Origin of the sequence: Afipia clevelandensis ATCC 49720, assembly GCF_000336555.1 — a bacterium.
Lineage (GTDB): Bacteria > Pseudomonadota > Alphaproteobacteria > Rhizobiales > Xanthobacteraceae > Afipia > Afipia clevelandensis.
This window is the reverse complement of record NZ_KB375281.1, coordinates 861,131-886,310: the sequence shown is the minus strand read 5'-3', so window position 1 is coordinate 886,310 and position 25,180 is coordinate 861,131. Positions and strand designations below refer to the sequence as shown.

Here is a 25,180-nt window from a genome sequence, read left to right as displayed (position 1 = left end):
CAAACCGGCGCATTGACACCAGAGTTAATGTTCGCTCCCGCAGGCGCGCCGCTGTCGATCCGGCGCGTGCGTTTCAGCTCTCGCCGCCCTTTTCCGGCTCGTTTTCCGGCTCCACGGCCGGCGCCAGCGTCAATTCGAGGTCGCCCGGCTCCAGCGGGTCCTCGTCCTCGCGCAGTGCCGGATCGTCGGACGGCGACGGAACAGCAAAGCCGCCCGGCAGGCGGGTATCCAGCAGCCCCGCGCCCTTCAGCTCGTCCAGGCCTGGCAGATCGCCCAGCGCTTCCAGGCTGAACTGCGAAAGGAACGCCTCGGTGGTCCCGAAGGTCAGCGGGCGGCCCGGCGTCTTGCGACGGCCACGCGGACGGATCCAGCCGGTTTCCAGCAGCACGTCCAGGGTTCCCTTCGAGGTCACCACGCCGCGGATTTCCTCGATCTCGGCGCGGGTCACCGGCTGGTGGTAGGCGATGATCGCCAGCATCTCGATCGCCGCGCGCGACAGGCGGCGCGTTTCGGTGCTTTCGCGGGTCATCAGCCACGACAGATCACCGGCGGTGCGGAAGGTCCACTTGCTGGCCACGCGGACCAGATTGACCCCGCGCATGGCGTAATCGGCCTGCAACTGTGACAGCGCCGCTTTTACGTCCACGCCGTCCGGCATGCGCTTGGCCAGCGCGGATTCCTCGAGCGGTTCGGTGGAGGCGAACAGCAGGGCTTCGAGAAGGCGCAGTTCCTCGGGGCGCGCAGCGGTCTCGCTGGACGATTCCTGGGCCGACTCCACAACAGAGGTCTCCACGACAGACTCCTCGGAATCTTCAACCGGAGCGATGTGCGCCGTCGTTCTCGCCGGACTTGCCATGGCCCTGTCTCCTTCTTCCACTGACGCGACGTCTTAATCGGCCTGCACTTCCGGCGCTGCCTGAGCGTCCGGCGGCAAATGCGATACGTGCTTACGAAAATACAAAGGTGCGAATGCTTCTTTCTGGTGCAGGTCGAGCGTGCCCTCGCGCACCAGTTCGAGCGCCGCGGCGAAGCTCGATGCGAACACGGTGGCGCGCTGGGTCGGATCGACCACATAGCGCATCAGATGTTCATCGAGGCTGGCCCAGTCTTCGGACTCAGCCGCTCCAACCAGCCGCTCCAGCGAGGCGCGCGCTTCCGACAGCGACCAAACGGTGCGCTTGGCGAGATGCACGGTCGCGAGCACGCGCTGCTGACGCTGCGTCGCGTAGGCGGTGAGCAGGTCGTACAGCGTCGCGGTCCAGCGCTGATGCTTGACCTGCGCGATCTGTTCCGGAAATCCGCGCGGGAAAATATCGCGCCGCAGTTGCGGGCGGGTCATCAGGCGGTTGGAGGCTTCGCGGATCTGCTCGAGGCGGCGCAGGCGGTTGGCGAGCGCGGTCGCAAGATCCTCCGCGCTGGGTCCTTCCGCCGAGGGCGGCTCGGGCAGCAGCAGGCGCGACTTGAGATAGGCCAGCCACGCCGCCATGACGAGATAGTCGGCGGCCAGTTCCAGCCGCAGCTTGCGCGCTTCTTCGATGAAAACGAGATACTGGTCGGCCAGCGCGAGAATTGAAATCTTGTGAAGGTCGACCTTCTGCTGGCGGGCCAGCGCAAGCAGCAGATCGAGCGGGCCTTCATACCCTTCGACATCGACGACCAGCGACGGTTCGCCGTCGTTGTGATCGGCAGGCAGTCCCGTCTCGAAGGACAAGATTTCGGCGGTCATGACGTCAGGCTCCCTGCCCGGTCGATCAGGCGGTCGAGTTCAGCGCGCGCCGCGCCACGGTCGAACGGCTGCGGCGTCCGCCGCGAGGCCAGCGCGCGATCCGCGCGCGTCAGAGCTTCGCCTGCGAGTTCCGGACTCTCGGCGGCCACCTGCGCCATCTCGTCGAGCTTGCCGTTGCAATGAAGAACCACGTCGCAGCCCGCCTTGAAGCTGGCGCGCGACCGCTCGGCGATCGAACCGTGCAGGGCGTTCATGGAAACGTCATCACTCATTAACAAACCCTGGAAACCAATGGTCCCGCGAATCACCTGTTCAATGATTGTCGCAGATGTGGTCGCGGGTTGGGCGGGGTCGAGGGCGCTAAACACAACATGTGCGGTCATGGCCATGGGCAGATCGGCCAGCGGCCTGAAGGCTGCGAAATCGGTTTCCTCAAGTTCCGCCGCCGAGGTGTCGACCGTCGGGAGCCGGAAATGGCTGTCCGCCGTGGCGCGTCCGTGGCCGGGAATGTGCTTGAGCACCGGCAGAACGCCGCCCTGCGCCAACCCCTTGGTGACGGCACGGGCGATCTCCGCCACCTTGGCCGGCGTTGTGCCATAGGCCCGATCGCCGATCACCGAGTCCGCGCCGGGAACCGGCACATCGGCGAGCGGCAGGCAATCCACGGTGATGCCGAGATCGGCCAGATCGGCCGCAATCAGCAGCGAGGACAGGCGAGCGGCTTCAAGTCCCGCCGCCGGTTCAATGTCGTACAGCGCGCTGAACACGGCGCCGGGCGGATAGGCCGGCCAGTGCGGCGGCTGCAGCCGCTGCACACGCCCGCCTTCCTGGTCGATCAGGACCGGGGCATCGGCCCGTCCGACGCTGGCGCGCAATTCCTGAACCAGCCGAGTAACTTGGTCAGGCGTCTCCACATTGCGCTTGAACAGGATGAAACCCCAAGGCCGCTGGTCGCGCAAAAACGCCCGCTCCTCGTCGGTGAGAGCGGTTCCGGAGACGCCGGTAATGAACGCGCGCGGGGCCATGCTTGCGCGATTAGCGCGCACATGGCGGCAGGGTCAAGGAAAGCAGGCCAAATCACACGGGATTGTGGGGGTCATCCACAGTCACAAACGCAATCGTTCCAATGATTTGCCGAAGAGCCGCGGGACCGTGACGCCAACGTCAGAGCGGCGCCCTCACCGGCTCGGACATCGCAATCCTGTTCCTGACACTGGGACGCGCCTGCATGGCGGCGTACCAATTGCGGAGCGCCTCGCACTCCGCCGGCACCGGAACCTTGAGCAGGTCCGCGAAGATCAGGCCCCCGATAACGGTGATGTCAGCCATCGAGAATGTCTCGCCGGCCACGAATGGCTGCCCGCTCAGGATGCCGTTGAAATAGTGCATACCCCGGACGGCCTTGTCGCGCTGGCGAAAGCCCCATTCGGCGTTCTGATAAATCTCGACATGGGGCCCAAGCCCCGGAGTAGCATGATGGAAATAGACGCTGATGGCGTCGAGCAATTCGAGTTCGGCACGCTTGCTCATCATGTGGATCAGGCCCTTTTCCCGGGCCGTCCTTCCTGTCAGCGTGGGTTCGCCGTCCAGGTTGTCGAGATATTCGGTGATGGCGGTGCATTCGGCAATCAGGGTGCCATCTTCGAGTTCGAGCACCGGCAAGGTGCCTGAGTAATTCTTGGCAAGAAATGCGGGTGTCTTGTGCTCGCCTTTCCGCAGATCGACCGAGACAAACTGGACCCGCGACCGGAGATTTTTCTCGGCCAAAGCGATGCGAACGCGCGCCGGATAAGGCCCCGTATGCCAGTCATAGATTTTCATGGCGACGCTTCCTACCTATCACTTGGTAGGTGTCACACTATCGGCTATTCTCTGCCGGTCAATCTCTATCTATCACTTGGTAGATGCCAGGCACTGAGGCAGACGCGATGAGTACAACTTCCAGGGAAGCCATTCTGGCTGCCGCCAAGCGCACCGCTCAGGCCCATGGATACGGAGGCTTGAATTTCCGCACGTTGGCGGACGAAGTCGGCATCAAGGCCGCCAGCATCTACCATCATTTCCCGAGCAAGGCCGATCTCGCGGCGGCGGTGGCCAAGCGCTATTGGGAAGACTCGTCGTCAGCCCTTGAGGCGATGCTGGCGGACACTCCCGATCCGCTCGCATGCCTGCGGCAATATCCCGGAACGTTCCGCAAAGCGCTCGAGAACGGCAACCGCATGTGCCTGTGCAGTTTCATGGCTGCCGAACATGACGATCTGCCTGACGCTGTCCGACGAGAGGTCCAGACATTCGCGGATGTGAACGTCGCCTGGCTCGGCAGGGTCCTGTCCGCAGCCGGTCTGGTTGGCCCGGACGAACACGACACGCGGGCACGGGCCATATTCGCTGCGATTGCGGGCGCACAACTGGTCGCGCGCAGCCGCGCCGATATCTCGCTCTACGATGCGCTGATCGAAAACTACCGTGCGGCAGGCCTTCTGCCCGCGTAGTTGCCCGGTGGCCGGATTATCTCAGCGCCGCTGAACGATGCACTGGCCGCCGGCGGATTTCAGATTGAGACAGAACTGCGTGGCCTCGTCATTGGTCGCGAACGGTCCCACCAGCGCGCGGTAGAACGTCCCCTTCCCCGATACATCGGCCCGGTGAATGGTCGCCGAGCGCGAGCCGAGAATGCCCGCATATTTGCCCTGCAGCGCCTTGTAGGACGCCTTGGCATCGGCTTCGGACTTCTGCGACGAGACCTGCACATAGGCCCCCGCACCCGTCACCTGGGCGGGATTGATCGCGGCGGTTCTGGTCCGGGGCTCGGGCGCAGGCTGGGCCTGAGGCGCCAGCGAGACCGGCGCGTTCGCCGATTGCGGCGGCGTCGAAGCCGTGCTGGCCGGAGCCGGAGCAGCGCGCTGTTGCGGCGCAGGCTGTCCACGCGCCGGGATCGCGGCGTTGGCGTCCTGCTCGGGACGGATGCTGAGAGTTCGGATCTTCCGTGGTTCCTCGCCACCCGTCAGCGTGCCGTTGCCAACCCCCGGGCCTGTCGGCCGGACATTCGGCGATGCGCTGGAGACCGTTGGCGGGCTTGCGTTCTGGGTCAGCGGCGGGAACACCACGCGCGGACCTGTTTTCGCATTCACGTCAACCGGCTGCTCCTCGCGCGAGACAACACGTTCAGCCGACTTGTCGCCCACGCGGTCGTAGATCTGCTTGCTTGAACCGTCGCTCGCACCGGGCGGAATGATCTTGTTCGGACCTGCATCGGCCTTGATGACCGGCGGCTCCCCGCTGCGTGGCGACCCGATGAAGGTCCGGTAAGCGAAAGCGGCGCCGGTGCCGACAACAGCGAGCGCCAGCACCATCACGACGGTCATGGTGCCGCCCCGGCGAGGCTTCGATTCCTGCTCGTAAGTCTCCTCATACGGCGGACGGTCGTAAGCGCCGTTGCCGTAATATTCGTCCTGCGCTCCGTATTGCTGCGCGGGGTCATGGTCCGGGCGGCCGTAAAGCACATCGTCGTAGCGATCGCCGGCGCCGGCCTGATGACCGCGCCCCTGCGCAGACATTGCCGGATCGTAACCGCTGTGATCGAACTGCGGTTCCTGGTGACCATAACCGAGATTGTTTTGGGCCGGATCGTTCTGCGCGTAGCGCGGATCGTAGTGACCCTGCTGCTGCGCGTATTGATCGTCCCGATAGGATGGCTCTTCGCGGTACGCAGGCTCCTGCGGCGCGGGACGCGCAGCTGCAAGGTTCTGCATCCAAGAGGGACGCGGCGGCGGTGGAATCTCTTCCTCAACCGGCTCGGGCGCGTCGTACTGATCGTGCGGCTGATACTGCTGCGGTTGCCGCTGCTGATCGCGGCCAAACGTCGAGAGCGGATCGGTCTGTCCAATCAACCGCGCCAGTTCCGCAAGCGGATCACTCTCGCCCGGTGCAGGAGCACGAGATTGATCCCGGCCGTAATCATCGTCCGCCGGAAACGGTCTGTCGCGATACTGGTTGGCCATTGCGATGTTGCATCCCCTTCGGGGAAGCGCCTCGCCCGTCATTCAAACGAACGCCGCTTCTCACATACCGCCACCGGTCCCTGCGGCGGTCAAATCCCCAATTATCGCATCTCGTCCGGGGCATGAACGCCGAGCACGGCGAGGCCTGAAGCCAGAACCGAGACGACGCCCTGAACCAGGGCAAGTCGCGCGATTGTTACTTCTGCATCATTCTGGATAATGAAGCGTAAATGAGGCATATCGCGCCCCTTGGTCCAGAGTGCGTGGAATTCGCTGGCCAGATCATACAGGTAAAACGCGATTCGGTGTGGCTCGTGTGCCAGCGCCGCCGCCTCCACGATACGCGGGAACAGTGCGATCTGGCGGATCAGGCTGAGTTCGACCGGATCGTTCAGACGCTCGATCTTCGCATCGCGCAGGAATGCGACGCGCGCGATGGCGTCCTCAGGCAATGAGGGAACCGTCTCGCGCGCGTTCTTGAAAATCGAATAACCGCGCGCGTGCCCGTACTGCACATAGAACACCGCGTTGTCCTTGGACTGCTCGATCACCTTGGCGAGATCGAAGTCCAGTACCGCATCGTTCTTGCGGAACAGCATCATGAAGCGCACCGCGTCGGAGCCGACTTCATCGACGACTTCGCGCAGCGTGACGAAATCGCCGGAGCGTTTCGACATTTTCACCGGCTCGCCGCCCCGCAGCAGCTTCACGAGCTGCACGATCTTCACATCCAGCGTGGCCTTGTCGTTGGTGACGGCCTTGATCGCCGCCTGCACACGCTTGATATAGCCGCCATGGTCGGCGCCCCACACGTCCACCATGTTGAGGAAGCCGCGATCGAACTTGGTCTTGTGATAGGCGATGTCGGACGCGAAGTAAGTGTAGGAGCCATCCGACTTCTTCAGCGGACGGTCCACGTCGTCGCCGAACGCGGTGGCGCGGAACAGCGTCTGCTCGCGATCCTCGTAATCCTCGACCGGCGCGCCTTTCGGCGGCGGCAGGCGGCCTTCATAGACGTCACCCTTCGCGCGCAGTCCGGCGATGGTCGCACCGACGCGGTCATTGCCGTTCTCGTTCAGCGAACGCTCCGAGAAAAACACATCGTGCCGGATGTTGAGCGCGGCGAGATCGCCCTTGATCATGTCCATCATCATGGCGATGGCTTTTGCACGCACCACCGGCAGCCACTCGGCCTCAAGCTGCTTCGTCAGCCTGTCGCCGTATTCCGCTGCGAGCGCCTTGCCGACTGGCACGAGGTAATCACCCGGATAAAGCCCCTCCGGAATTTCGCCAATGGCTTCACCAAGGGCCTCGCGGTAGCGCAGGAATGCCGAGCGCGCGAGCACATCGACCTGCGCGCCGGCGTCGTTGATGTAATACTCCTTGGTGACGTCATAGCCCGCGAACGACAGGAGGCTCGCGAGCGCATCGCCAAACACCGCGCCACGGCAATGGCCGACATGCATCGGCCCCGTCGGATTCGCCGAGACATATTCGACATTGACCTTCTCAGCCGCACCGATGTTGCTGCGGCCATAGCCCGTGCCCTGCTCCAGCACGGAGCGCAGCGCGCCGAACCACGCGGAGGTCTTCAGCGTCAGGTTGATGAATCCGGGACCGGCGATATCAACGGCCTCGATCAGCGGATCGGCACGCAGCTTCGCGGCGATCTTGTCGGCGAGGTCACGCGGCTTGGCCTTGGCCTCCTTGGCCAGCACCATCGCGGCATTGGTCGCCATGTCGCCGTGGGCAGCATCCTTCGGCGGCTCGACCACCACGCGCGAGAGGTCGATCCCCTCCGGCAGCGCGCCCTCGCGGCCGAGCGCGGCGCACACGGCATGCACGCGCGAAAGCACGTCGGCGAACAGATGCGGGGGGTGCTTGGGCGAAGTCATGAGACGTCCTGTAATCCGCGGCGAATTGGCCTTTTTCAGGCCGCCGCCTAACGCAAATCCGGGGTCGAGTCAAAAAGCCGCCGGTGCTCGATGATGGCGTATCTGTCGGTCATTCCGGCAATGAAATCGCCGATCCGGCGGGCGCGGCCCGCCTCGCCGTCTTCGCCTTCATGGGGCAGCCATTCGGCGGGCAGATCGCCCGGTTCGGCCTGATAGCGGGCGAACAGATCGCGCACCACGGCCTCCGCGTCCCGCATCACGCGCATGACCCGCTCGTGGCGGTACATGTGCGTCTTGAGGAAACGCTTGATCATCGCCTCGGTGGTTTCGGCCTCAGCCGAGAAGGCAACCAGCGTGGCGTTGTGATTGCGCACATCGGTGGCGCTGCCGGGATTTGCCGCACCAAGCCGCCGGCGCGTTTCCGAAAACACGTCCTCGATCAGATAGGAGATCAGTTCGCGCACCAGTTCTGCGCCGCGACGGGTTTCATCAAGAACCGGATAGCGCGCCGTGATCACCGCATTGATGTCCGCGATCAGCGGAATGGCGCCGAGGTCATCGACCGTAAACAGCCCTGCCCGCAATCCGTCGTCAATGTCATGCGCGTCGTACGCGATATCGTCGGCGACGGCGGCGACCTGCGCTTCCAGCGAGGCGTAACTCCACAATTCGAGATCGTGATACGCAACGTATTCGGATATGCCGACCGGCACGCCATGTTCGCGATAGCGGCCAACCGGCTCACCATTCCGGTCGATCAGCGGCCCATTGTGCTTGACGATGCCCTCAAGGGATTCCCACGTCAGATTGAGACCGTCGAACTGCGGATAGCGCCGCTCCAGCAGCGTCACCACGCGCAGGCTCTGCGCATTGTGGTCGAACCCGCCATGCGCCCGCAGGCATTCGTCCAGCGCCCGCTCGCCAGCATGGCCGAACGGCGGATGGCCGAGGTCATGAGCCAGCGCCAGTGTCTCGGTCAGGTCCTCGTCGAGCCCGAGCTGCCGCGCCAGCGCGCGGGCGATCTGTGCCACTTCGAGCGTATGGGTCAGTCGGGTGCGGTAGTGATCGCCTTCATGGAACACGAAAACCTGGGTTTTGTGCTTCAGGCGCCGGAAGGCGTTGGAATGGATCACCCGGTCGCAATCCCGCCGAAAGGCGCTGCGGCGCAGGCTCGGCGGCTCGTTATAGCGCCTGCCCCGGCTCTGACCGGGATCGGAGCCATAGACCGCAGGAGGGGCAGCCATTCCGACCGACATACGAATTATTCTACTTTCGGTGTTTGATTCTGGCGTTCAGCGCACTTAACTATGCCACACGGAACCAGTTAAATACCCGTGATTTCGGAGACTGTTATGACCGATACCGCCACCAACGTCACGATTTCGGAACGGGCCGCCAAGCGAATCGGCGCCATCCTGAAATCGGAAGGCGACGGCGCGATGCTCCGCATCAGCGTCGAAGGCGGCGGCTGCTCGGGCTTTCAGTACAAGTTCGATGTCGAACGCGCCCGTGCTGACGACGATCTCGTGATCGAGCGGGACAACGCGGTGGTGCTGGTCGACCCGTCATCGGTGCCGTTCCTCGCCGGATCGGAAGTCGACTTCGTGGACGACCTGATCGGCGCGTCGTTCCGCGTCAACAACCCGAACGCCACTGCGTCCTGCGGTTGCGGCACCAGCTTTTCGATCTAGTTTCTTTGAATTAGACTCCTGCTCCGACGCGAGCGCAGTCTAACTCCCTCTCCCGTGGGGAGAGGGTTGGGGTGAGGGCGTAGAATCTATCGAGAGAGCGTACCCCCTCACCCGGCGCTGCGCGCCGACCTCTCCCCATGGGAGAGGTAAGGCAAACTCTCATCCTTCGAGGCTCGCCAAAGACAGCTCGCACCTCAGGATGACGACAGGATGCGGGGCTACTTCCTCTCGGCGAAGAGCCGCTTGGCGTTGCCATGCGCGATCTGTTTGGCGATCCCCGGCGGCAATTGCTTCAGCCAGCCGCGATACTCGGCCATGATCGCGCCGTAGCTTGACCAGCGTTCGCTGATCCAGGTGTCCGATCCCAGCAAAAACCTGTCCGGATATTTTTCAAACATCGCACGCCATTCCGGCGTCAGCACGCCGCCCGCGCCGGTGATGCCGCTGCGGTAGGACAACTCGCCCCATAAATTCGGATAGGTCGCCAGCATCGCCGCAACACGGTGCGGCGCGAGGCCGAAACCGGTATGCGCCCAGATGATCCTGGCGCGGCCGTTGTGACGCATCAGAATCTCGACGGCCTCATCGTCGGCATGGGCGTGCAGATAGAGATCGTTGGCGACGGCGAAATCGACCGCCTTCTTCACCCACTCGCTCGCAGCCGCCTTTCCCGACAGGTGAAACTCGCCGATGCCGCGATAGTAGCCGCGCTTGAACTCGTCCTGCACGAGATCGAAGATCGTGGGATCGTTGAACCAGGTCTGGATATCGGGACGCACGCGATAAGGCCGGATGAACGGGACGATCCACAGACCGTCCGCTTTTGCGTCCATCAGGGCATGTGTGCCGGTGTTGGGACGGCTGGTCGCGAGGATACCCGTGACACGATGTTTTTTGAACAACACGAGCACTTCGTCGAGTTCGTAATACGGCTTCGGCTCCCAGTTATAGTGCAGGTGCGCGTCGAAGATTTCGATCGGCTCTTCGGATGCGCGCACCGGACCGGCGGCGCACATCACGATAGCGGCGATTGCGACCCACCCGCGTGCCCTCATCTGTCCCCTTCGCGCGAACATTCTATTCGGCCGCCGCGACGCGCGGCGCGTCCGCCGGCTCCTGCAGGGTCGGATCGAGACGGCGGCGCAGCCGGCGGTCGATCCGGTCGAGATAGATGTAGATCACCGGCGTGATGAACAGCGTCAGCAATTGCGACACCAGAAGACCGCCGACCACGGACACGCCGAGCGGCTGACGCAATTCGGCACCCGCGCCTGCACCCAGCGCAATCGGCAGCGTGCCAAAGATCGCCGCGAAGGTGGTCATCATGATCGGGCGGAACCGCAGCAACGCCGCTTCGCGGATCGCATGTTCGGCGCTGAGACCGACAGCGCGGCGCTCGATGGCGAAGTCGACCATCATGATCGCGTTCTTCTTGACGATACCGACCAGCATGACGATGCCGATCATCGCGATCACCGACAGCTCCATCTTGAACAGCATCAGTGTCAGGATCGCGCCGATGCCCGCCGAAGGCAGGCCGGAGATGATCGTGATCGGGTGAATGAAGCTCTCGTAGAGGATGCCGAGGATCACAAACGCCGCGAACACGGCGGCGAGGATCAGGACGCCCTGCCCGCGGAGCGAATCCTGGAACACCTGCGCGGTGCCGGAGAAGCCGGTGGCGATCGTCGCCGGCAGATTTGAGTCCTGTTCGATCTGGGTGATCTTGTCCACCGCATAGCCGAGCGAGGTCCCTGGCGCGAGATTGAACGAGATCGTCACCGCCGGCTGCTGTCCCTGATGGTTGATCTGCAGCGGACCGACGGTTGGCACCATCTTCGCCACGGTTTCGAGCGGGATAGTCTGGTTGTTGGCCGTCTTGACGTACAGTTTCGACAGGTCGGTCGGATCGACCCGGAACTTGGGCTGCACTTCGAGAATGATCTGATAGTCGTTCGACGGCATGTAGATCGTGCCGACCTGCCGCGCGCCATAGGCGTTGAACAACTGGTTGCGGATTTGGTCCGCCGTCACGCCATAGACCGCCGCCTTTTCGCGGTCGATCTCGACCGTGAGCTGCGGGTTCTTGATGTAGAGATCGGTGGTGACGTCCAGTAGCCCGGGCACCTTGGCGATGCGGTCGCGCATCTCGGGCGCGACGCGATACAGCGATTCCGTGTCGCCGCTTTGCAACGTGTACTGATATTGGCTTTTCGATGGACGTCCGCCGACGTTGAGGTTCTGGATGCTCTGGAAGAAGGCCTGCATCCCGGGCACCTGCAGCGCCGTCTGGCGGAAACGGGCGACGACCTGCTGAACCGGTGCCCGCTCATCCTTCGGTTTCAACCCGATGAACAGCCGGCCGTAGTTGGCGGTCGCGTTGGGGCCGCCCGAGCCGACCGTGCTGTTGACGAATTCCACCGCCGGATCGGCCCGCAGGGCATCGGCCAGGATCTTCTGCCGCTCGCTCATCGCCGCGAATGACGTATCAGTCGCAGCCTCGGTAACGCCGACAAGGAAGCCGGTGTCTTCCTGCGGGAAGAATCCCTTGGGCACAATGACGTACAGCCAGACGGTTGCGCCGAGTGTCGCCAGCGTCACCAGCAACATGATGAACTTGTAGGCCAGCACGCGATCGAGCGCCCACTCGTAGGCGCGCAGCCATCCGTTGAACATCGCCTCGAAGCCGCGAAGAATGAAGTTGGGGCGATGGTGCGGATCGTGGGCCTTCAGCACCCGCGCGCACAGCATCGGCGTCAGCGTCAGCGACACGAAGCCCGACACGATGATGGCGACGGAAATGGTCACCGCGAATTCGCGGAACACGCGGCCGACGATGCCGCCCATCAGCAGCACCGGGATGAACACCGCGATCAGCGAAAACGTGATCGACAAAATCGTGAACCCGATTTCGCGCGCGCCCTTCAGCGCAGCCTCATAGGGATTCATGCCCTCTTCGATATGCCGCACGATGTTTTCGAGCATGACGATAGCGTCGTCCACCACGAATCCGACCGACAGGGTCAGCGCCAACAGCGTCATGTTGTTGATGGAATAATCGAGCGTGTACATCACGGCGCAGGTGCCGAACAGCGAGATCGGAACCGCCAGCGCCGGAATGAAGGTCGCGGATGCCGACCTCAGGAACAGGAAGATGACCACGATCACGAGACCAATGGCGATCAGCAGCGTTTCCTCGACGTCCGCCACGGACTCGCGCACCGACACCGAGCGATCCAGCATCACATCCATCGTCACCGACGGCGGGATCTGCGCGCGCAGCGACGGCAGCTTCGCCCGCACGGCATCGACCACCGCGACGGTATTGGCGTCGGGCTGCTTCTGGATCGCCAGCACGATCGCACGCCGGCCATTGAACCAGGTGGCGATCTTGTCATTCTCCACGCTGTCGTAAATCTTGGCGACTTCATCGAGCTTGACCGGCGATCCGTTCCGCCAGGCCACCACGACCTGCCGGTAGTCGATGGCCTTGTTCAACTGCGCCGAGGCCTGCAGCGCAATGTCCTGCTTGGGACCGTTGAGCGTGCCGACCGGCGTCGACGAATTGGCGCGCGAGACCGCGGCGCGGATATCTTCCAGCGACAGTCCGCGCGCGGCTGCGACTTCCGGATCGGCCTGCACGCGAATGGCGAACTTCTGCGCGCCGTAAATCAGAACCTGCGCGACGCCGGGAATCTGCGACAGCGCCTGCCCCACGGTGATGTCGCCATATTCATTGACGGTGGAGAGCGGCAACGTCTCCGAATTCATCGACAGGAACAGGATCGGGAATTCGGCCGGGTTCACTTTGCGGAAGGTCGGCGGGATAATCATTTCGACCGGCAGGCGGCGCTGGGCCACCGTCAGCGCGGTCTGCACATCGAGCGCGGCGCCGTCGATGCTGCGGTTCAGATCGAACTGGATCGTGATGGTGGTCGTGCCCTGCGATGAGCTCGACGACATCGAGGAGATGCCCGCGACCGTCGACAACTGGCGTTCGATCGGCCCCGCGACCGAGGCCGCCATCGTATCCGCGCTGGCGCCGGGCAGTGTCGCCGTCACGGCAATGGTGGGAAAGTCCACCTTCGGCAGAGCCGAGACGGGCAGTAGCCGGAAGCCGAAGACGCCGAACGCGATGATCGACGCCGTCATCAGCGTCGTCATCACCGGTCTGCGGATACAGAGTTCCGACAGATTCATGAATTACGCTCCGGCCTTGCGGCTGCGCGGTTCGACGGGCGAGCCGTTGGACAGCAGCAATTGTCCGTCGATGACGACATCCTCGCCGCCCTGAAGGCCGCTTTCGATCACCGAATGACCACGGAAGGTGCGATTGACCGTCACCGGCTGCATCTGCGCCTTCCCGTCCTTGACCATGAACACAAAGTTGCCGGTCTGGCTCCGCTGCACAGCGACCGAAGGCACAACAACAGCGCTCTCGGTCCGGATCGTCAGAGTCGCATTGACGAGAACGCCGGGCCAGAGAACCTCGCTCTCGTTGCCCATCATGCCGCGAACCGTCACCATGCCGGTGGTGGCGTCGACCGCATTCTCGACCATCGCCACGGTGCCGGTTTCAGACTTGTCATTGCCTGGAATGGTCGCGGTCACCGACGATTTGCCGTCTTTCATCGCGTCACGCAGATCACTCAGCACACGCTGCGGAATGGCAAAGGCCACGTAAACCGGCGCCATCTGGTTGATGGTGGCGAGCGGCGATGTGTCCGCAGGCCGCACGAAGTTGCCGACCTTGACCGAGGCCGCGCTGATCCGGCCGCTGATCGGCGCTTTGATCAGAGTGAAGCTTTTCTGAACCTTGAGATTGTCGAGGATAGCCTCATCGGCCTGAATGGTCGCGGTGGCGTTGTCGAACGCGGTCTTGGCGTTGTCGACATTGACCTGCGTGGTGGCGCCCTTGCCGATCAATTCGTTGAAACGCTTCATGTCGCGGTCAGCGGCGGCAAGCTGCGAACGATCACGCGCAAGGTTGCCTTCGGCCTGCGCGATCTGCGCGTCGATCTGGCGGGAATCGAGCGTGAACAGCAGATCGCCCTGCTTCACCCGCGCGCCGTCCTCGAAGTGAACCGCAATGATGGTGGTCTCCAGCCGCGATTTCAGCGCAACACTCGAAATCGGCACCACCGTTCCGATGGAATCCACGTCCACAGGAACCTGCTTCTTCTCCGCCTTTGCGATTTCCACGGAAACCGCGCGCGGCCGTGGCGCCTGCCTTGCCGGGGCCGTGCCGCCCGTCCACATGTCGCGCGTCGCGTAAACGGCTACCGCAACGACACAAAGGCCGGCGATCAGCAAACCGCGCTTCTTGAAAGTTGAACCCGTCATCATGCCTTACAGGCGCGGTCCCGCTCCCGGCGGACGGCCCTGTCTCCCTTTCCACTGGTTTTCCAGCGTTATTTGCATCCGGCTTATCACACCCGCCGGGATCGTGGTACGCCACACACATGAAATATCGCTCATTTAGCTAACGGACTGCCCATGCGGATCGCCACCTGGAACGTGAATTCCATCCGGCAGCGGCTGGATCACCTGCTCACATGGCTCAGGGAGCGCGAGCCGGACATCGTCTGCCTGCAGGAGATCAAGTGCATGGACGAGGCGTTCCCGCGCGAGCCGATCGAGGCGCTCGGCTACAACGTGGTCACCCATGGGCAGAAGACCTTCAACGGCGTGGCGCTGTTGTCGAAGTATCGTTTCGACGAAACCACGCCCCGTCTCGGCGGCGATCCCGACGACCTGCACGCCCGTTTCCTCGAAGGCGTGGTGTCGTATCCGAGCGGCTCGCTGCGGATCGCGTGCCTTTACCTGCCCAACGGGAACCCTCCGGAAACAGAGAAATATCCTTACAAAATCAAATGGATGGAACGACTTCTTGATTATACGAAAGAGCGCATGAAAGGCGAGCAGCCGCTGGTTCTGGCGGGTGATTTCAACGTCATTCCCGCCAATGGCGACGTTTATAACCCGGCGGCCTGGGCGAACGATGCGCTGTTCCTGCCCAAGACCCGCGAGCGTTTCCGCGCCCTGCTCAACCTCGGCCTCACCGACGCGTTCCGCGCGGTCAATGACCAGCCGGGACAGTACACCTTCTGGGATTATCAGGCCGGCGCATGGCCTAAGAACAACGGCATCCGGATCGACCACCTGCTGCTGTCGCCGCAGGCCAGCGACAGGTTGATGGATGCCGGCATCGACAAGCATGTGCGCGGTTGGGAAAAGGCGTCAGATCACGTTCCGGTGTGGATCGATCTCGATCTGAACTAGATAGCGGTGCAGTTCGCGAAGCGAACGGTTCAATCCCGCCGGCCCTGCACCCAGCGCTCCAGCATCTGCAGAGCCATGGCGCGGTCATCGTCCGACGCCTTGGCCATCGCGGTCTTGTAGCTGTCCTTGATCCAGACTTCATCCGGCGCGGCGCTGTCCTGCGCGAGCGTCAGCCACATCAGTCCGCGCGCGGCCTGCCGCTGCAGGCCCTTGCCGTTGAACAGCATCTGGCCGAGCAGCGCCTGCGCCTGATGCTGGCCCTTGCGCGCGGCAAGGCCAAGCCAGCGGATGCCGTACTTGGAGTCGGGCGGCATGCCGACGCCATCGAGATACATCCGCGCCAGATTGTACTGGGCTTCGGCGTTGCCGAAATACGAGGCGGCGTAGGAGAACATCTCGCGTGCCCGTTCCGGATCGGGCTTCACTTTCGAGTTCGGGATGCCGGACACGTAGTAACGACCCAGCGCAACGAAGGCATTGGCGACGATCGCGGCCTGCGGCGCAGACGGAGAATCTTCCGCATGGGCATTCGCGATCTTGCTGAAATAGTCGTAGGCGCGCAGGTCATCCTGCGCCACGCCGTCGCCCCTGGCGTACATGCGCCCGAGTTTCCACTGCGCGATCGGATGCCCGCCTTCGGCGGCGTACTGCAGGGCCGTTAGCGAGGCAGCAGGAGCCGCCTGCGGAATATCGGCTGGCGGAACGGGCTTCTTGATGAGGCCGATGCCGCCGGGGGCAGGAACCATCGGCAGCGCAACCTCCTGCCCGCCCGGCTGTGTGCCCTCGAAGGCCATGGCTGGGGCCGCCGCGAAAACGGCGAACGTCAGGGTGGCGGCAAGGCCCAGATTCTTCCTGATGTACATGCGCTCAGATGTCCGCATAGCACACCTTTTCAGCCGACCCGCCCGGATGGGTCACCGCGCCCTTGACCGCAGGGCCGACCTGCTGGGCATATTTCCAGAGCACGCCGGAACCGACCGAGGTTTCGCGCGGAGTCCACGCCTTCCTGCGTTCGGCCAACTCTTCGTCTGTCAACTTAACTTGGAGTGTGCCGTTGACCGCATCAAGTTCGATCATGTCGCCGTCGCGGATCAGCCCGATGGGACCGCCGACGGCAGCCTCCGGCCCGACATGGCCAACGCAGAAACCGCGCGTGGCGCCGGAGAAACGTCCGTCGGTGATGAGAGCCACCTTGCCGCCCATGCCCTGGCCGGTCAGCGCCGCGGTGGTCTGAAGCATTTCGCGCATGCCGGGGCCGCCTTTGGGGCCCTCGTAGCGGATCACGATCACGTCGCCTTCCTTGTAGGTCCTGTTGTTGACGGACTCGAACGCATCTTCTTCGCAATCGAAGCAACGCGCAGGTCCCGTGAACTTCAACACCGACATTCCAGCGACTTTCACAATCGCGCCGTCCGGCGCGAGATTGCCCTTCATGCCGACAACGCCACCGGTCACGGTGATCGGCTTGTCGGCAGGACGCACCACATCCTGATGCGGATTCCATTTCACGCTCTTGAGGTTTTCGGCAATGGTGCGGCCGGTGACCGTCATGCAGTCGCCGTGCAGATATCCGTGATCAAGCAGCGTCTTCATCAGAAGCGGTATTCCACCAGCCTCGAACATATCTTTGGCGACATAACGACCGCCCGGCTTCAAATCCGCGATATACGGTGTCTTTTTGAAGATTTCGGCAACGTCGAACAGATCGAATTCAATGCCGCATTCATGGGCCATCGCGGGCAGATGCAGCGCGGCATTGGTGGAGCCGCCCGAGGCCGCGACGACGGCCGCGGCGTTTTCCAATGACTTGCGGGTGACGATGTCGCGCGGGCGGATGTTCTTGGCGATCAATTCCATGATCTTTTCGCCCGCCGCCATGCAGAAGCTGTCCCGGATTTCGTAAGGCGCAGGCGCCCCGGCCGAATACGGCAGGGCCAGACCGATGGCCTCGGACACGGTCGCCATGGTGTTGGCGGTAAACTGGGCGCCGCAGGCGCCCGCCGACGGGCACGCCACCCGCTCGATTTCGTCCAGATCCTCGTCGGACATTTCGCCGACCGAGTGCTTGCCGACCGCCTCGAACATGTCCTGGACGGTGACCTGCTGGCCCCGGAAGTTGCCGGGCAGGATCGACCCGCCATAGATGAAGATCGACGGCACGTTGAGCCGCAGCATGGCCATCATCATGCCGGGCAGCGACTTGTCGCAACCGGCCAGCCCGATCAGGGCATCGTAGGAATGGCCGCGGACGGTCAATTCCACCGAGTCCGCAATGGTTTCGCGCGACGGAAGCGACGAGCGCATGCCGTCATGGCCCATGGCGATACCGTCGGTCACGGTGATGGTGCAGAATTCGCGGGGGGTGCCGCCCGCCGAGGCGACGCCCTTCTTGGCAGCCTGGGCTTGGCGCATCAGGGAGATATTGCAGGGAGCGGCCTCGTTCCAGCACGACGCCACGCCGACGAACGGCTGGTGAATCTGCTCGGTGGTGAGGCCCATGGCATAGAGGTAGGACCGATGGGGCGCGCGCGCGGGACCTTCCGTCACATGACGGCTTGGCAGTCGCGCCTTGATGTTGGTCTTCGCGTCCATCGTGACCCTTGTCCCGCGGTCCGTCCGCGAAGATCCGGAAAACCCCTGAAAATGGGAGTTTCTTCCAATGTCATCGCGGAGGCCGCAGCATTCAGCCTACGAAGAAATGATCTCATGGAGGCGTGTGGCTAAATAGCGGCGCGCGCAAGCGCTTGCTGGGGCAAGGGTTAAATGTTCACAAAGTGTTGTAGAGCCGCAACATACGTTGCGGCGCGGCAACGAAGCCGCGCCTGTCTTCGGACCTCAGCATCCGCGCGGTTTAACGCCCGCCGCGGATCATGCGCCAGGCAAACAGCAGGATCACCGCACCGATGGCGGCTGAAACCAGCGTGCGCCAGAAGCCGAACACGGGCACTTCCGCGATCTCGGCCAGTTTCGCGCCGACGAACGATCCGGCAATGCCGACAAGGATGTTGGTAAAGATGCCGTGGTCCGACGAGGTGACCCGCTCCGCGATCCAGCCAGCGATGGCGCCGATCAGGAGCATGGTGAAGAAACCCACCCCGGGCTGGCTCAGAAACGCCTGTGCTTCGTTCATCGTCGAATTCCCTCATTGCCTATTGAATCATAGCCCGATTTTAGCAGAACGGTGTGGCAGCACGCTTACGCCGCCGGAGTAACCCCGCTAGGCCCGCCCTTCTGCATCGTGACCTGGCCGCAGGCGAGTCGGACGGACAACTGTAACACTGCACGGCGCCTCCGCCGCGACCTTGGCCGATACGCTGCCAAGGACCTTCTTCCGGAACGACTTTTCCCGCGCTCCGATCAGAATGTGATCGACCAGATTGGAGCTGGCGAACTCGATAATGGCGTTCGCCGGATCGAAGGCTTCGATCACATGAACCGTATAACTCTCCTCGCCGAGTCCAAGCGTCCGCGCCCAGTTCTTCAACTCGGCGAGTCGGCCGATATGCTTGCTGTGTCCCTCCTCATCCAGCGCGTGATCGACGGCAAGGCGTGCGAGCTTGAGCACGTTGACACAAGCAAGTCGCGCGCGGGGAACGGCGCTGACAATGCGCGCGGCCTCCGTGCGAAGGGCTTCGTTGAGAGCCTCACCGGAGTCATCGAGATTGATAGCGACAGCGACGATCGGAACCTGGGCCAGGTGCGAGGCGATATCCGGCCGCGGCTGCGCCAGCATAAGCTCGTCGTTGAAGCGCCGACGGATGACGGTGGCGAGCCCGTCACGTTTCAGCCTTTCGGCGCGTGCGGTGAGCTTGACCTGATCGGGATTGCCGAGATCGAAGGCAAGCTGCCGGGCCGACGAATAGCGCCATGCCGGCTGCACCGCGAGACAGTGCAGCACGATTTCCTGCAGCCAAGGAGGATAGTCCGGCCGCAGGCGGCGCGGCGGAACCGGGTCGCGCCAAAGCCGCCGCCGCATCCCGCTCAACGTTTCCGATTCACCGAACGGCCGCTCGCCTGTCGTGAAAAAGTAAAGCAGCACACCGAGCGCGAACAGATCGCTGCGGGGATCGTTGCGGATGTCCAGCAGTTGTTCGGGCGCCATGTAAGGCGCGGTCCCGAACGGAACGCGAAACTCCTCCAGCATCAGATCGGGCAGATGATCGTGATGCGACAGGCCATAGTCGATCAGCACCGCCTCGCCCGTCGGCCGGAACATGATGTTGCTTGGCTTGAGGTCGAGATGCACGACGTTCTGCCGATGCAGATCGTCCAGCGCCGTTGCGACCTTGATCCCGATCCCGACAACTTCGTCATACGGCAGCGGAAGGTCCGGCAATCGCTTGTAAAGCGTGTTGCCGGGAATGCGCTCCATCACGATGTAAGGCTGCGGTGTCGCGAAGTCACCGGCTGCAATGAATTTCGGGACGTGGACGCCAGAGAGGCGCGGCAGGATCATCTGCTCCATCTCGAAGCTGACGATGGCAGCAGGATCCGGACTGTCACCGAACCGCGGCACTTTCATCAGCATCGGCTCCGGATGATCCGGATGTGATACTTGCCACAGCGTCGCCATGCCGCCGCGATGCAGTTGTTCCTCCACGAGGAACCCGTCCAGCACTTCGCCGGGAACGAGATCTGGTTTGGCCATCAATGCCCCTCGTACAATCGCTCGGCGAGCGATGGGGGCAGTCCGTTGTCGCGAATCCGCGCGGCAGCCGCGTCGATATCATACGCCGCGCGGCAGAAGGTGATCTCGTTGCGATCGGTGTCGAGCATGAGATAGGACGCCGCCGGATTGCCGTCGCGCGGCTGGCCAACGGAGCCCAGAACGGCGAGCCATTGCCGGCCCTTCAACAACTGGATCGGCACGCCTGTCTTCGGGGTGAACGGCGTGATCTTTCCAACCGACGAGAGCGAGTAGAGCGCCGGGATGTGGACGTGGCCGCACAGCGTCAGCGGCAATTGCGTCGCTTCCAGACTTTGGGCCGCGCTCTGGCCGTCGGTCACATAATGCCACCTGGCCGGCGCGGTGGCATCGGCGTGGACAAGAAGACGTCCGGCGTCTTCAAGCGCCAAGGGTAACTCCGCGAGAAAGCGCCGCTCGGCTTGCCCCAGCACATTCCGCGTCCATTCGATCGCGAGTTGCGCCTTTGCATTCATGCGCTCATTGGGAACGGCAATGGCGTTGTCATGATTGCCGCGCACGGCTAGCGCGCCCTGCCCGACCAGGTCCATCGCCGTCTGCACGCACCAGTCCGGGTCCGCGCCATACCCCACAATGTCGCCGAGCAGATAGATTTTCTCCGCGCCATCTTTTCTCGCGCGCGCAAGGCAGGCCTCGAACGCCTGACGGTTGGCATGGATATCGGCAAACGCTGCAATCAGCACGTCGGACTGTCCTCACACTGACGATTGCAGGCCTCTTCAAAGCCTCGCGCCTTGATCTGGATCAGGCGCCAGGTCGCCGGCTACATGTTCAGCACGCGCCCGTAAGCATCGAGCACCGCTTCCTTCATGGTCTCCGAAATGGTCGGATGCGGGAAGATGGTGTGGAAAAGTTCTTCCTCGGTGGTTTCCAGATTCATGGCGACGACGAAGCCCTGAATGAGTTCGGTCACTTCGTGACCCGTCATATGCGCGCCGAGCAGTTGTCCGGTCCTCTTGTCGAAGATTACCTTCACCATGCCCTGGTCTTCGCCTTGCGCAATGGCCTTGCCGTTGCCGACGAACGGGAAGCGCCCGACCCGGATGTCCTTGCCGGCTTCCTTCGCTTTCGCTTCAGTGAGGCCAACCGACGCGATCTGCGGATGGCAATACGTGCAGCCCGGGATCAAGGTCTTGTCCATCGGATGCGGATGCAGCCCCTTGATGGCCTCGACGCAAATCACGCCCTCGTGCTCCGCCTTGTGCGCCAGCATCGGAGGACCTGCGACATCGCCGATGGCATAGATGCCCGGCACGTTGGTCTTGCCATAGCCGTCGATGACGATGCAGCCGCGATCGGTCTTCACACCGAGCTTTTCGAGTCCGAAGCCTTCGATATTTCCGACCACGCCGACCGCTGAAATCACGCGATCCACTTCCAGCGTGAACGGCTTCTTTCCATCGTCGATGGTGGCGACCACGCTGTCTGCTTTCTTGTCGAGCTTGGTGACCTTGGTGCCCGACATCACCTTGATGCCCTGTTTCTCGAACTGCTTGCGGGCGAAGGCTGCGATCTCCGCATCCTCGACCGGCAGGATCTGCGGCAACACCTCGACCACGGTCACCTCCGCCCCCATGGTGCGATAGAACGAAGCGAACTCGATGCCGATGGCGCCGGAGCCGACGACCAGCAGGGACTTCGGCATCTTGTCGGGGTTCATCGCCTCGAAGTAGGTCCAGACCAGCTTCTTGTCCGGCTCGAGACCCGGCAGCACGCGCGGCCGCGCACCGGTCGCGACGATGATATGCTTGGCGGTGTAGGTGCCCTCACCCAGCGATCCCTTCGGCGCTTCGGCGGCGGACTTCTTCACCGTGAACTTGCCGGGCGCATCCAATATGGCCTCGCCCCAGATGATCGAAATCTTGTTCTTCTTCATCAGGAATTCGACGCCGCCGTTGAGGCGCTTCACCACGCCGCGCGAGCGCGCGATCACCGCTTTCGGATCGAACGATACATTGTCCGCCGACAGGCCGTAATCCTTGGCGTGTTTCATGTAGTGATAGATTTCCGCCGAGCGCAGCAGCGCCTTGGTCGGGATACAGCCCCAGTTGTTGCAGATGCCGCCGAGATAGGCCTTCTCGACAATGGCTGTCTTGAAGCCGAGTTGCGCGGCGCGGATCGCGGTCACGTACCCGCCGGGGCCGGAGCCAATCACGACAACGTCGAAGGATGTATCAGCCATAACAAACTCCATTCACCCGGTAGCGAACAAATCTAACATCGAAAGCGGCTGGCGTCGCCCTGCCGGCGCTTCCCTCAATTATTGCCTGTAGTAGTCCTGCACGGTGTCCCACGCGATGGTTTGCAGAAACGCCGCGGTCCCGTCATCGAGACCCGCACGATAGGCATTGCCGACCGGCGAGCGCCGATAGACCGACGCCATCACCACGCAGGCCGCGAGATACGTTCCCGCAAGAGTTGGATGGCTCCGGTCCGGCACATAGAGCGCGAGCTCTGGCCGCTGCGACAGCGACCGTGCAAACGCCAGCCCGGCCGGAACGACCAGCGCGTTGTTGTCATTGCCTGCCGCCGTATAGACGTCCGAAAGCGCACCGATCATCTGCGGCTTGTCGGCATAGGCCCATGTCATGAACAGCACCGGCGCGGCCCGGTGCCTGCGGACGATTGCAACGTCTTTCGCAACGGTTTTCCTGAAGACAGATGTACGATCGACCGCGCACCAACTGCAATCCATCATGATGACGGCATCGAATTCCCTGCGCCTGTGCGACGAAAGCAATCTGTCCACATCGTGCATGGTCAGCGACGCACCGCTGATGGTCGCGGAGGTCGCGGTGTATGTTCCGGCGGGATCGGCGCTGCGCAACAGATTGAGCACATGATCGTGCAGGCTGTTGTTGTAGTAAAAATAGCTGTTTCCGACGAACAAAACGGATTTCGGCGCGACAGGCAGTTTGGCGACCTTCGGGCGAGTCAACGCAAGCGCTGCCGTGCTCGCGCACAGCACCATGACCGCGCCCGCAACAGCGGACAGCGCCCAGCCTTCCGATCCGATGGTTGCGGAGTTCCTCAGCGGACGCCTCCGCTGAAAGATGTGCCGGCGACGTTGCCGGGTTCGAGCCAGGTCGCAAAACGCCGAAGCAAGGCCCATGGGACGATCAGGGTCAGGATGATGGGAATGGCGATCTGCAGGATTTCCTGAATGTCGTGCTCGCGAATTTCACGAAACTCGCGCACCGAGATATCCGAGTACTTCAACACCAAGACCAGCAACAGAAACGGCACCAACGGCAGCAGCAGCGCGACGTTCAGAGCGCGCCCGCCTTTCCAGAATACAGCGGCCGTGAAACAGATCAGCGCAACAGCGCTGAAGACCGGCGTGTAGATAAACCCGATCACCTTGGTCATCGAACAGGACAGCCCTTCGCCCGTGCATGGCCGCAGCAAGTCGGCTGCGAGACCGAAAGCGAAGGCGACGGCCAAACCGAGCGCGCAGGCCAGAACGATAACCAGAAACCGGCGCATGCGCGCTCCCGGCCTACACGACCATCATCACCGGATTTTCGATCAGCTTCTTGAAGGCCGTGATCAGTTCCGCGCCCAGCGCACCATCGATCGCGCGATGATCGCAGGACAGGGTCACGCTCATCATGCTGGCGGCGACGATCTGACCGTTGCGGACCACGGCGCGCTCCTCGCTGGTGCCGACGGCCAGGATCGAGGACTGCGGCGGATTGATCACCGCGGTAAAATCCTTGATGCCGTACATGCCGAGGTTCGACACCGACGATGTGCCGCCCTGATATTCGTTCGGCTTGAGCTTCTTGCCCTTCGCGCGCGCGGCGAGGTCCTTCATCTCGTTGGAGATGGCCGAGAGCGTTTTCACTTCGGCTTGCCGGATGATCGGCGTAATCAGGCCGAACGGCAGCGCCACGGCGACGCCGATGTCCGAATGCCTGTGGCGGAGCATCGCAGCTTCCGTCCACGACACGTTGGCTTCCGGAATCTTCTGCAGCGCGATCGCCATCGCCTTGATGACGAAGTCATTCACCGAGAGCTTGTAAAGTGGCTTGCCGTCCGCGTTCTTGCCCGCGGCAGCATTGATCTCCTCGCGCGCCGCATTGAGCTTGCCGAGATCGCAATCCACCGTGAGGTAGAACGTCGGCATCGAATTGGTCGCAGCGGTGAGACGCTGCGCAATCGTCCGGCGCATGGAGTCATGCGGGATGCTTTCGTAAGCGCCTTCCTCGTACAGCGCGAGGATCTGCTGATCCGACATCGCCGGCGCGCCGATTGCGCCTGCGCTGGCGGCAGGCGCGCCCGCAGCGGCCGCAGGCTTGAGGCCCTTGCCGGATTTGGCTTCGCCGATGTCACGGGCGACCACGCGGCCATGCGGGCCGGTGCCGGTCACGCGCGACAGGTCGATACCCGCTTCCTTGGCGAGACGGCGCGCCAAGGGCGACGAGAAAATACGTGCACCATCGCTCTGCGCAGGAGCGGCCGCAGCGGCAGGCGCAGCAGCGGGTTTCGCGGGAGCCGGTGCAGCAGCAGGTGCTGACGCAGTTGCAGGTGCCGCAGCTTTCGGTGCTTCAGATTTGGGCGCTTCGGCTTTCGGAGCTTCGGACTTCGCGGGCGCCGATCCGGCCCCTGCTCCCGCCGCTTTCACGTCCTCGCCGTCACCGGCAAGCACCGCGATCATGGTGTTGACTGGAATGTCCTGCGTGCCTTCAGGCACGAGAATCTTCGCGATCGTGCCTTCATCGACGGCCTCGACTTCCATCGTCGCCTTGTCGGTCTCGATCTCGGCAATCACATCGCCGGACTTGACCTTGTCGCCCTCTTTCTTGAGCCACTTGGCAAGGTTGCCCTTCTCCATGGTCGGCGACAGCGCGGGCATCAGAATGTTGATCGGCATGATC

22 protein-coding genes are annotated in these 25,180 nt (G+C 63.0%); 3 read left to right on the top strand and 19 right to left on the bottom strand.

Going from position 1 to position 25,180, the window contains the following annotated elements; translation table 11 throughout:
• Positions 1-73 precede the first annotated feature (73 nt).
• The 4 genes from scpB to HMPREF9696_RS04025 form a co-directional block, all read right to left on the bottom strand.
• The gene (gene scpB, locus HMPREF9696_RS04040) at positions 74-856 is read right to left on the bottom strand and encodes an SMC-Scp complex subunit ScpB (RefSeq protein WP_002711675.1); all 783 of its coding nucleotides are present in this window, start codon (positions 854-856) and stop codon (positions 74-76) included.
• A gap of 33 nt (positions 857-889) precedes the next feature.
• Complete coding sequence (locus HMPREF9696_RS04035) at positions 890-1,726, bottom strand: segregation and condensation protein A (protein ID WP_002711674.1); 837 nt, start codon at positions 1,724-1,726, stop codon at positions 890-892.
• A complete protein-coding gene (gene nagZ / locus HMPREF9696_RS04030) occupies positions 1,723-2,751 on the bottom strand; it encodes a beta-N-acetylhexosaminidase (protein ID WP_002711673.1) in 1,029 nt (342 codons plus the stop codon). The genes HMPREF9696_RS04035 and nagZ overlap by 4 nt, the downstream gene beginning before the upstream one ends.
• A 139-nt stretch (positions 2,752-2,890) precedes the next feature.
• Positions 2,891-3,547, bottom strand: a complete 657-nt coding sequence (locus HMPREF9696_RS04025) for a glutathione S-transferase (protein WP_002711672.1) — start codon at positions 3,545-3,547, stop codon at positions 2,891-2,893.
• Between the two features lie 107 nt (positions 3,548-3,654).
• Here HMPREF9696_RS04025 and HMPREF9696_RS04020 point away from each other — a divergent pair, with 107 nt between their 5' ends.
• Complete coding sequence (locus HMPREF9696_RS04020) at positions 3,655-4,218, top strand: TetR/AcrR family transcriptional regulator (RefSeq protein WP_002711671.1); 564 nt, start codon at positions 3,655-3,657, stop codon at positions 4,216-4,218.
• Between the two features lie 21 nt (positions 4,219-4,239).
• On the opposite strand, the gene HMPREF9696_RS04015 is transcribed toward HMPREF9696_RS04020, so the two are convergent.
• From HMPREF9696_RS04015 to HMPREF9696_RS04005, 3 genes are all read right to left on the bottom strand, one after another.
• Complete coding sequence (locus HMPREF9696_RS04015; RefSeq protein WP_002711670.1) at positions 4,240-5,727, bottom strand: SPOR domain-containing protein; 1,488 nt, start codon at positions 5,725-5,727, stop codon at positions 4,240-4,242.
• A gap of 101 nt (positions 5,728-5,828) precedes the next feature.
• On the bottom strand, positions 5,829-7,622 hold the full coding sequence (argS, locus tag HMPREF9696_RS04010; RefSeq protein ID WP_002711669.1) for an arginine--tRNA ligase: 1,794 nt from the start codon (positions 7,620-7,622) through the stop codon (positions 5,829-5,831).
• A 47-nt stretch (positions 7,623-7,669) separates the two neighbouring features.
• A complete protein-coding gene (locus HMPREF9696_RS04005; RefSeq protein ID WP_002711668.1) occupies positions 7,670-8,878 on the bottom strand; it encodes a deoxyguanosinetriphosphate triphosphohydrolase in 1,209 nt (402 codons plus the stop codon).
• 96 nt (positions 8,879-8,974) lie between these two features.
• Between HMPREF9696_RS04005 and erpA the strand changes: the two genes are divergently transcribed.
• Positions 8,975-9,313: an iron-sulfur cluster insertion protein ErpA gene (erpA, locus tag HMPREF9696_RS04000; protein WP_002711667.1), complete on the top strand. Its 339-nt coding sequence runs from the start codon at positions 8,975-8,977 to the stop codon at positions 9,311-9,313.
• Between the two features lie 218 nt (positions 9,314-9,531).
• Here the strand turns inward: erpA and HMPREF9696_RS03995 are convergent, their stop codons facing one another.
• Genes HMPREF9696_RS03995 through HMPREF9696_RS03985 form a run of 3 tightly spaced genes read right to left on the bottom strand, consistent with a single transcriptional unit; the run spans position 9,532 to position 14,659 of the window.
• Complete coding sequence (locus HMPREF9696_RS03995) at positions 9,532-10,368, bottom strand: amidohydrolase family protein (protein WP_002711666.1); 837 nt, start codon at positions 10,366-10,368, stop codon at positions 9,532-9,534.
• Between the two features lie 22 nt (positions 10,369-10,390).
• A complete protein-coding gene (locus HMPREF9696_RS03990; RefSeq protein WP_002711665.1) occupies positions 10,391-13,513 on the bottom strand; it encodes an efflux RND transporter permease subunit in 3,123 nt (1,040 codons plus the stop codon).
• 3 nt (positions 13,514-13,516) lie between these two features.
• Complete coding sequence (locus HMPREF9696_RS03985) at positions 13,517-14,659, bottom strand: efflux RND transporter periplasmic adaptor subunit (RefSeq protein ID WP_002711664.1); 1,143 nt, start codon at positions 14,657-14,659, stop codon at positions 13,517-13,519.
• 150 nt (positions 14,660-14,809) lie between these two features.
• On the opposite strand from HMPREF9696_RS03985, the gene xth reads away from it, so the two are divergent.
• Positions 14,810-15,595, top strand: coding sequence for an exodeoxyribonuclease III (gene xth / locus HMPREF9696_RS03980; protein WP_002711663.1), 786 nt, complete (start codon positions 14,810-14,812; stop codon positions 15,593-15,595).
• Positions 15,596-15,624: 29 nt separating this feature from the next.
• Here xth and HMPREF9696_RS03975 read toward each other — a convergent pair whose 3' ends face one another.
• The 9 genes from HMPREF9696_RS03975 to HMPREF9696_RS03935 form a co-directional block, all read right to left on the bottom strand.
• Positions 15,625-16,476, bottom strand: coding sequence for a tetratricopeptide repeat protein (locus HMPREF9696_RS03975; protein WP_002711662.1), 852 nt, complete (start codon positions 16,474-16,476; stop codon positions 15,625-15,627).
• Positions 16,463-18,187, bottom strand: a complete 1,725-nt coding sequence (gene ilvD / locus HMPREF9696_RS03970) for a dihydroxy-acid dehydratase (protein ID WP_002711661.1) — start codon at positions 18,185-18,187, stop codon at positions 16,463-16,465. The genes HMPREF9696_RS03975 and ilvD overlap by 14 nt, the downstream gene beginning before the upstream one ends.
• Positions 18,188-18,446: 259 nt before the next feature.
• Positions 18,447-18,725, bottom strand: a complete 279-nt coding sequence (locus HMPREF9696_RS03965; protein WP_002711660.1) for a GlsB/YeaQ/YmgE family stress response membrane protein — start codon at positions 18,723-18,725, stop codon at positions 18,447-18,449.
• A gap of 87 nt (positions 18,726-18,812) precedes the next feature.
• The gene (locus HMPREF9696_RS03960; RefSeq protein WP_002711659.1) at positions 18,813-20,243 is read right to left on the bottom strand and encodes a serine/threonine protein kinase; all 1,431 of its coding nucleotides are present in this window, start codon (positions 20,241-20,243) and stop codon (positions 18,813-18,815) included.
• A complete protein-coding gene (locus HMPREF9696_RS03955) occupies positions 20,243-20,983 on the bottom strand; it encodes a metallophosphoesterase family protein (RefSeq protein ID WP_002711658.1) in 741 nt (246 codons plus the stop codon). The genes HMPREF9696_RS03960 and HMPREF9696_RS03955 overlap by 1 nt, the downstream gene beginning before the upstream one ends.
• Positions 20,984-21,063: 80 nt before the next feature.
• Positions 21,064-22,482: a dihydrolipoyl dehydrogenase gene (gene lpdA / locus HMPREF9696_RS03950; RefSeq protein WP_002711657.1), complete on the bottom strand. Its 1,419-nt coding sequence runs from the start codon at positions 22,480-22,482 to the stop codon at positions 21,064-21,066.
• Between the two features lie 78 nt (positions 22,483-22,560).
• Complete coding sequence (locus HMPREF9696_RS03945; protein WP_002711656.1) at positions 22,561-23,271, bottom strand: SGNH/GDSL hydrolase family protein; 711 nt, start codon at positions 23,269-23,271, stop codon at positions 22,561-22,563.
• Positions 23,272-23,330: 59 nt separating this feature from the next.
• Entirely contained in the window at positions 23,331-23,786 is a 456-nt protein-coding gene (locus tag HMPREF9696_RS03940; protein WP_002711655.1) for a hypothetical protein, read from the bottom strand.
• Positions 23,787-23,799: 13 nt separating this feature from the next.
• Positions 23,800-25,176, bottom strand: a complete 1,377-nt coding sequence (locus tag HMPREF9696_RS03935) for a pyruvate dehydrogenase complex dihydrolipoamide acetyltransferase (protein ID WP_002711654.1) — start codon at positions 25,174-25,176, stop codon at positions 23,800-23,802.
• Positions 25,177-25,180: the final 4 nt, after the last annotated feature.

Excerpts from the sequence above, each read along its gene's own strand:
- HMPREF9696_RS04025 (WP_002711672.1), bottom strand. The coding sequence starts at position 3,547 with ATGAAAATCTATGACTGGCATACGGGGCCTTATCCGGCGCGCGTTCGC.
- HMPREF9696_RS03990 (WP_002711665.1), bottom strand. The coding sequence starts at position 13,513 with ATGAATCTGTCGGAACTCTGTATCCGCAGACCGGTGATGACGACGCTG.
- ilvD (WP_002711661.1), bottom strand. The coding sequence starts at position 18,187 with ATGGACGCGAAGACCAACATCAAGGCGCGACTGCCAAGCCGTCATGTG.
- HMPREF9696_RS04020 (WP_002711671.1), top strand. The coding sequence starts at position 3,655 with ATGAGTACAACTTCCAGGGAAGCCATTCTGGCTGCCGCCAAGCGCACC.
- HMPREF9696_RS03940 (WP_002711655.1), bottom strand. The coding sequence starts at position 23,786 with ATGCGCCGGTTTCTGGTTATCGTTCTGGCCTGCGCGCTCGGTTTGGCC.
- HMPREF9696_RS03995 (WP_002711666.1), bottom strand. The coding sequence starts at position 10,368 with ATGAGGGCACGCGGGTGGGTCGCAATCGCCGCTATCGTGATGTGCGCC.
- HMPREF9696_RS03985 (WP_002711664.1), bottom strand. The coding sequence starts at position 14,659 with ATGATGACGGGTTCAACTTTCAAGAAGCGCGGTTTGCTGATCGCCGGC.
- HMPREF9696_RS03945 (WP_002711656.1), bottom strand. The coding sequence starts at position 23,271 with ATGGTGCTGTGCGCGAGCACGGCAGCGCTTGCGTTGACTCGCCCGAAG.
- HMPREF9696_RS03935 (WP_002711654.1), bottom strand. The coding sequence starts at position 25,176 with ATGCCGATCAACATTCTGATGCCCGCGCTGTCGCCGACCATGGAGAAG.
- HMPREF9696_RS03960 (WP_002711659.1), bottom strand. The coding sequence starts at position 20,243 with ATGGCCAAACCAGATCTCGTTCCCGGCGAAGTGCTGGACGGGTTCCTC.
- erpA (WP_002711667.1), top strand. The coding sequence starts at position 8,975 with ATGACCGATACCGCCACCAACGTCACGATTTCGGAACGGGCCGCCAAG.
- xth (WP_002711663.1), top strand. The coding sequence starts at position 14,810 with ATGCGGATCGCCACCTGGAACGTGAATTCCATCCGGCAGCGGCTGGAT.
- lpdA (WP_002711657.1), bottom strand. The coding sequence starts at position 22,482 with ATGGCTGATACATCCTTCGACGTTGTCGTGATTGGCTCCGGCCCCGGC.
- scpB (WP_002711675.1), bottom strand. The coding sequence starts at position 856 with ATGGCAAGTCCGGCGAGAACGACGGCGCACATCGCTCCGGTTGAAGAT.
- HMPREF9696_RS04015 (WP_002711670.1), bottom strand. The coding sequence starts at position 5,727 with ATGGCCAACCAGTATCGCGACAGACCGTTTCCGGCGGACGATGATTAC.
- HMPREF9696_RS04005 (WP_002711668.1), bottom strand. The coding sequence starts at position 8,878 with ATGTCGGTCGGAATGGCTGCCCCTCCTGCGGTCTATGGCTCCGATCCC.
- nagZ (WP_002711673.1), bottom strand. The coding sequence starts at position 2,751 with ATGGCCCCGCGCGCGTTCATTACCGGCGTCTCCGGAACCGCTCTCACC.
- argS (WP_002711669.1), bottom strand. The coding sequence starts at position 7,622 with ATGACTTCGCCCAAGCACCCCCCGCATCTGTTCGCCGACGTGCTTTCG.
- HMPREF9696_RS03975 (WP_002711662.1), bottom strand. The coding sequence starts at position 16,476 with ATGCGGACATCTGAGCGCATGTACATCAGGAAGAATCTGGGCCTTGCC.
- HMPREF9696_RS04035 (WP_002711674.1), bottom strand. The coding sequence starts at position 1,726 with ATGACCGCCGAAATCTTGTCCTTCGAGACGGGACTGCCTGCCGATCAC.
- HMPREF9696_RS03965 (WP_002711660.1), bottom strand. The coding sequence starts at position 18,725 with ATGAACGAAGCACAGGCGTTTCTGAGCCAGCCCGGGGTGGGTTTCTTC.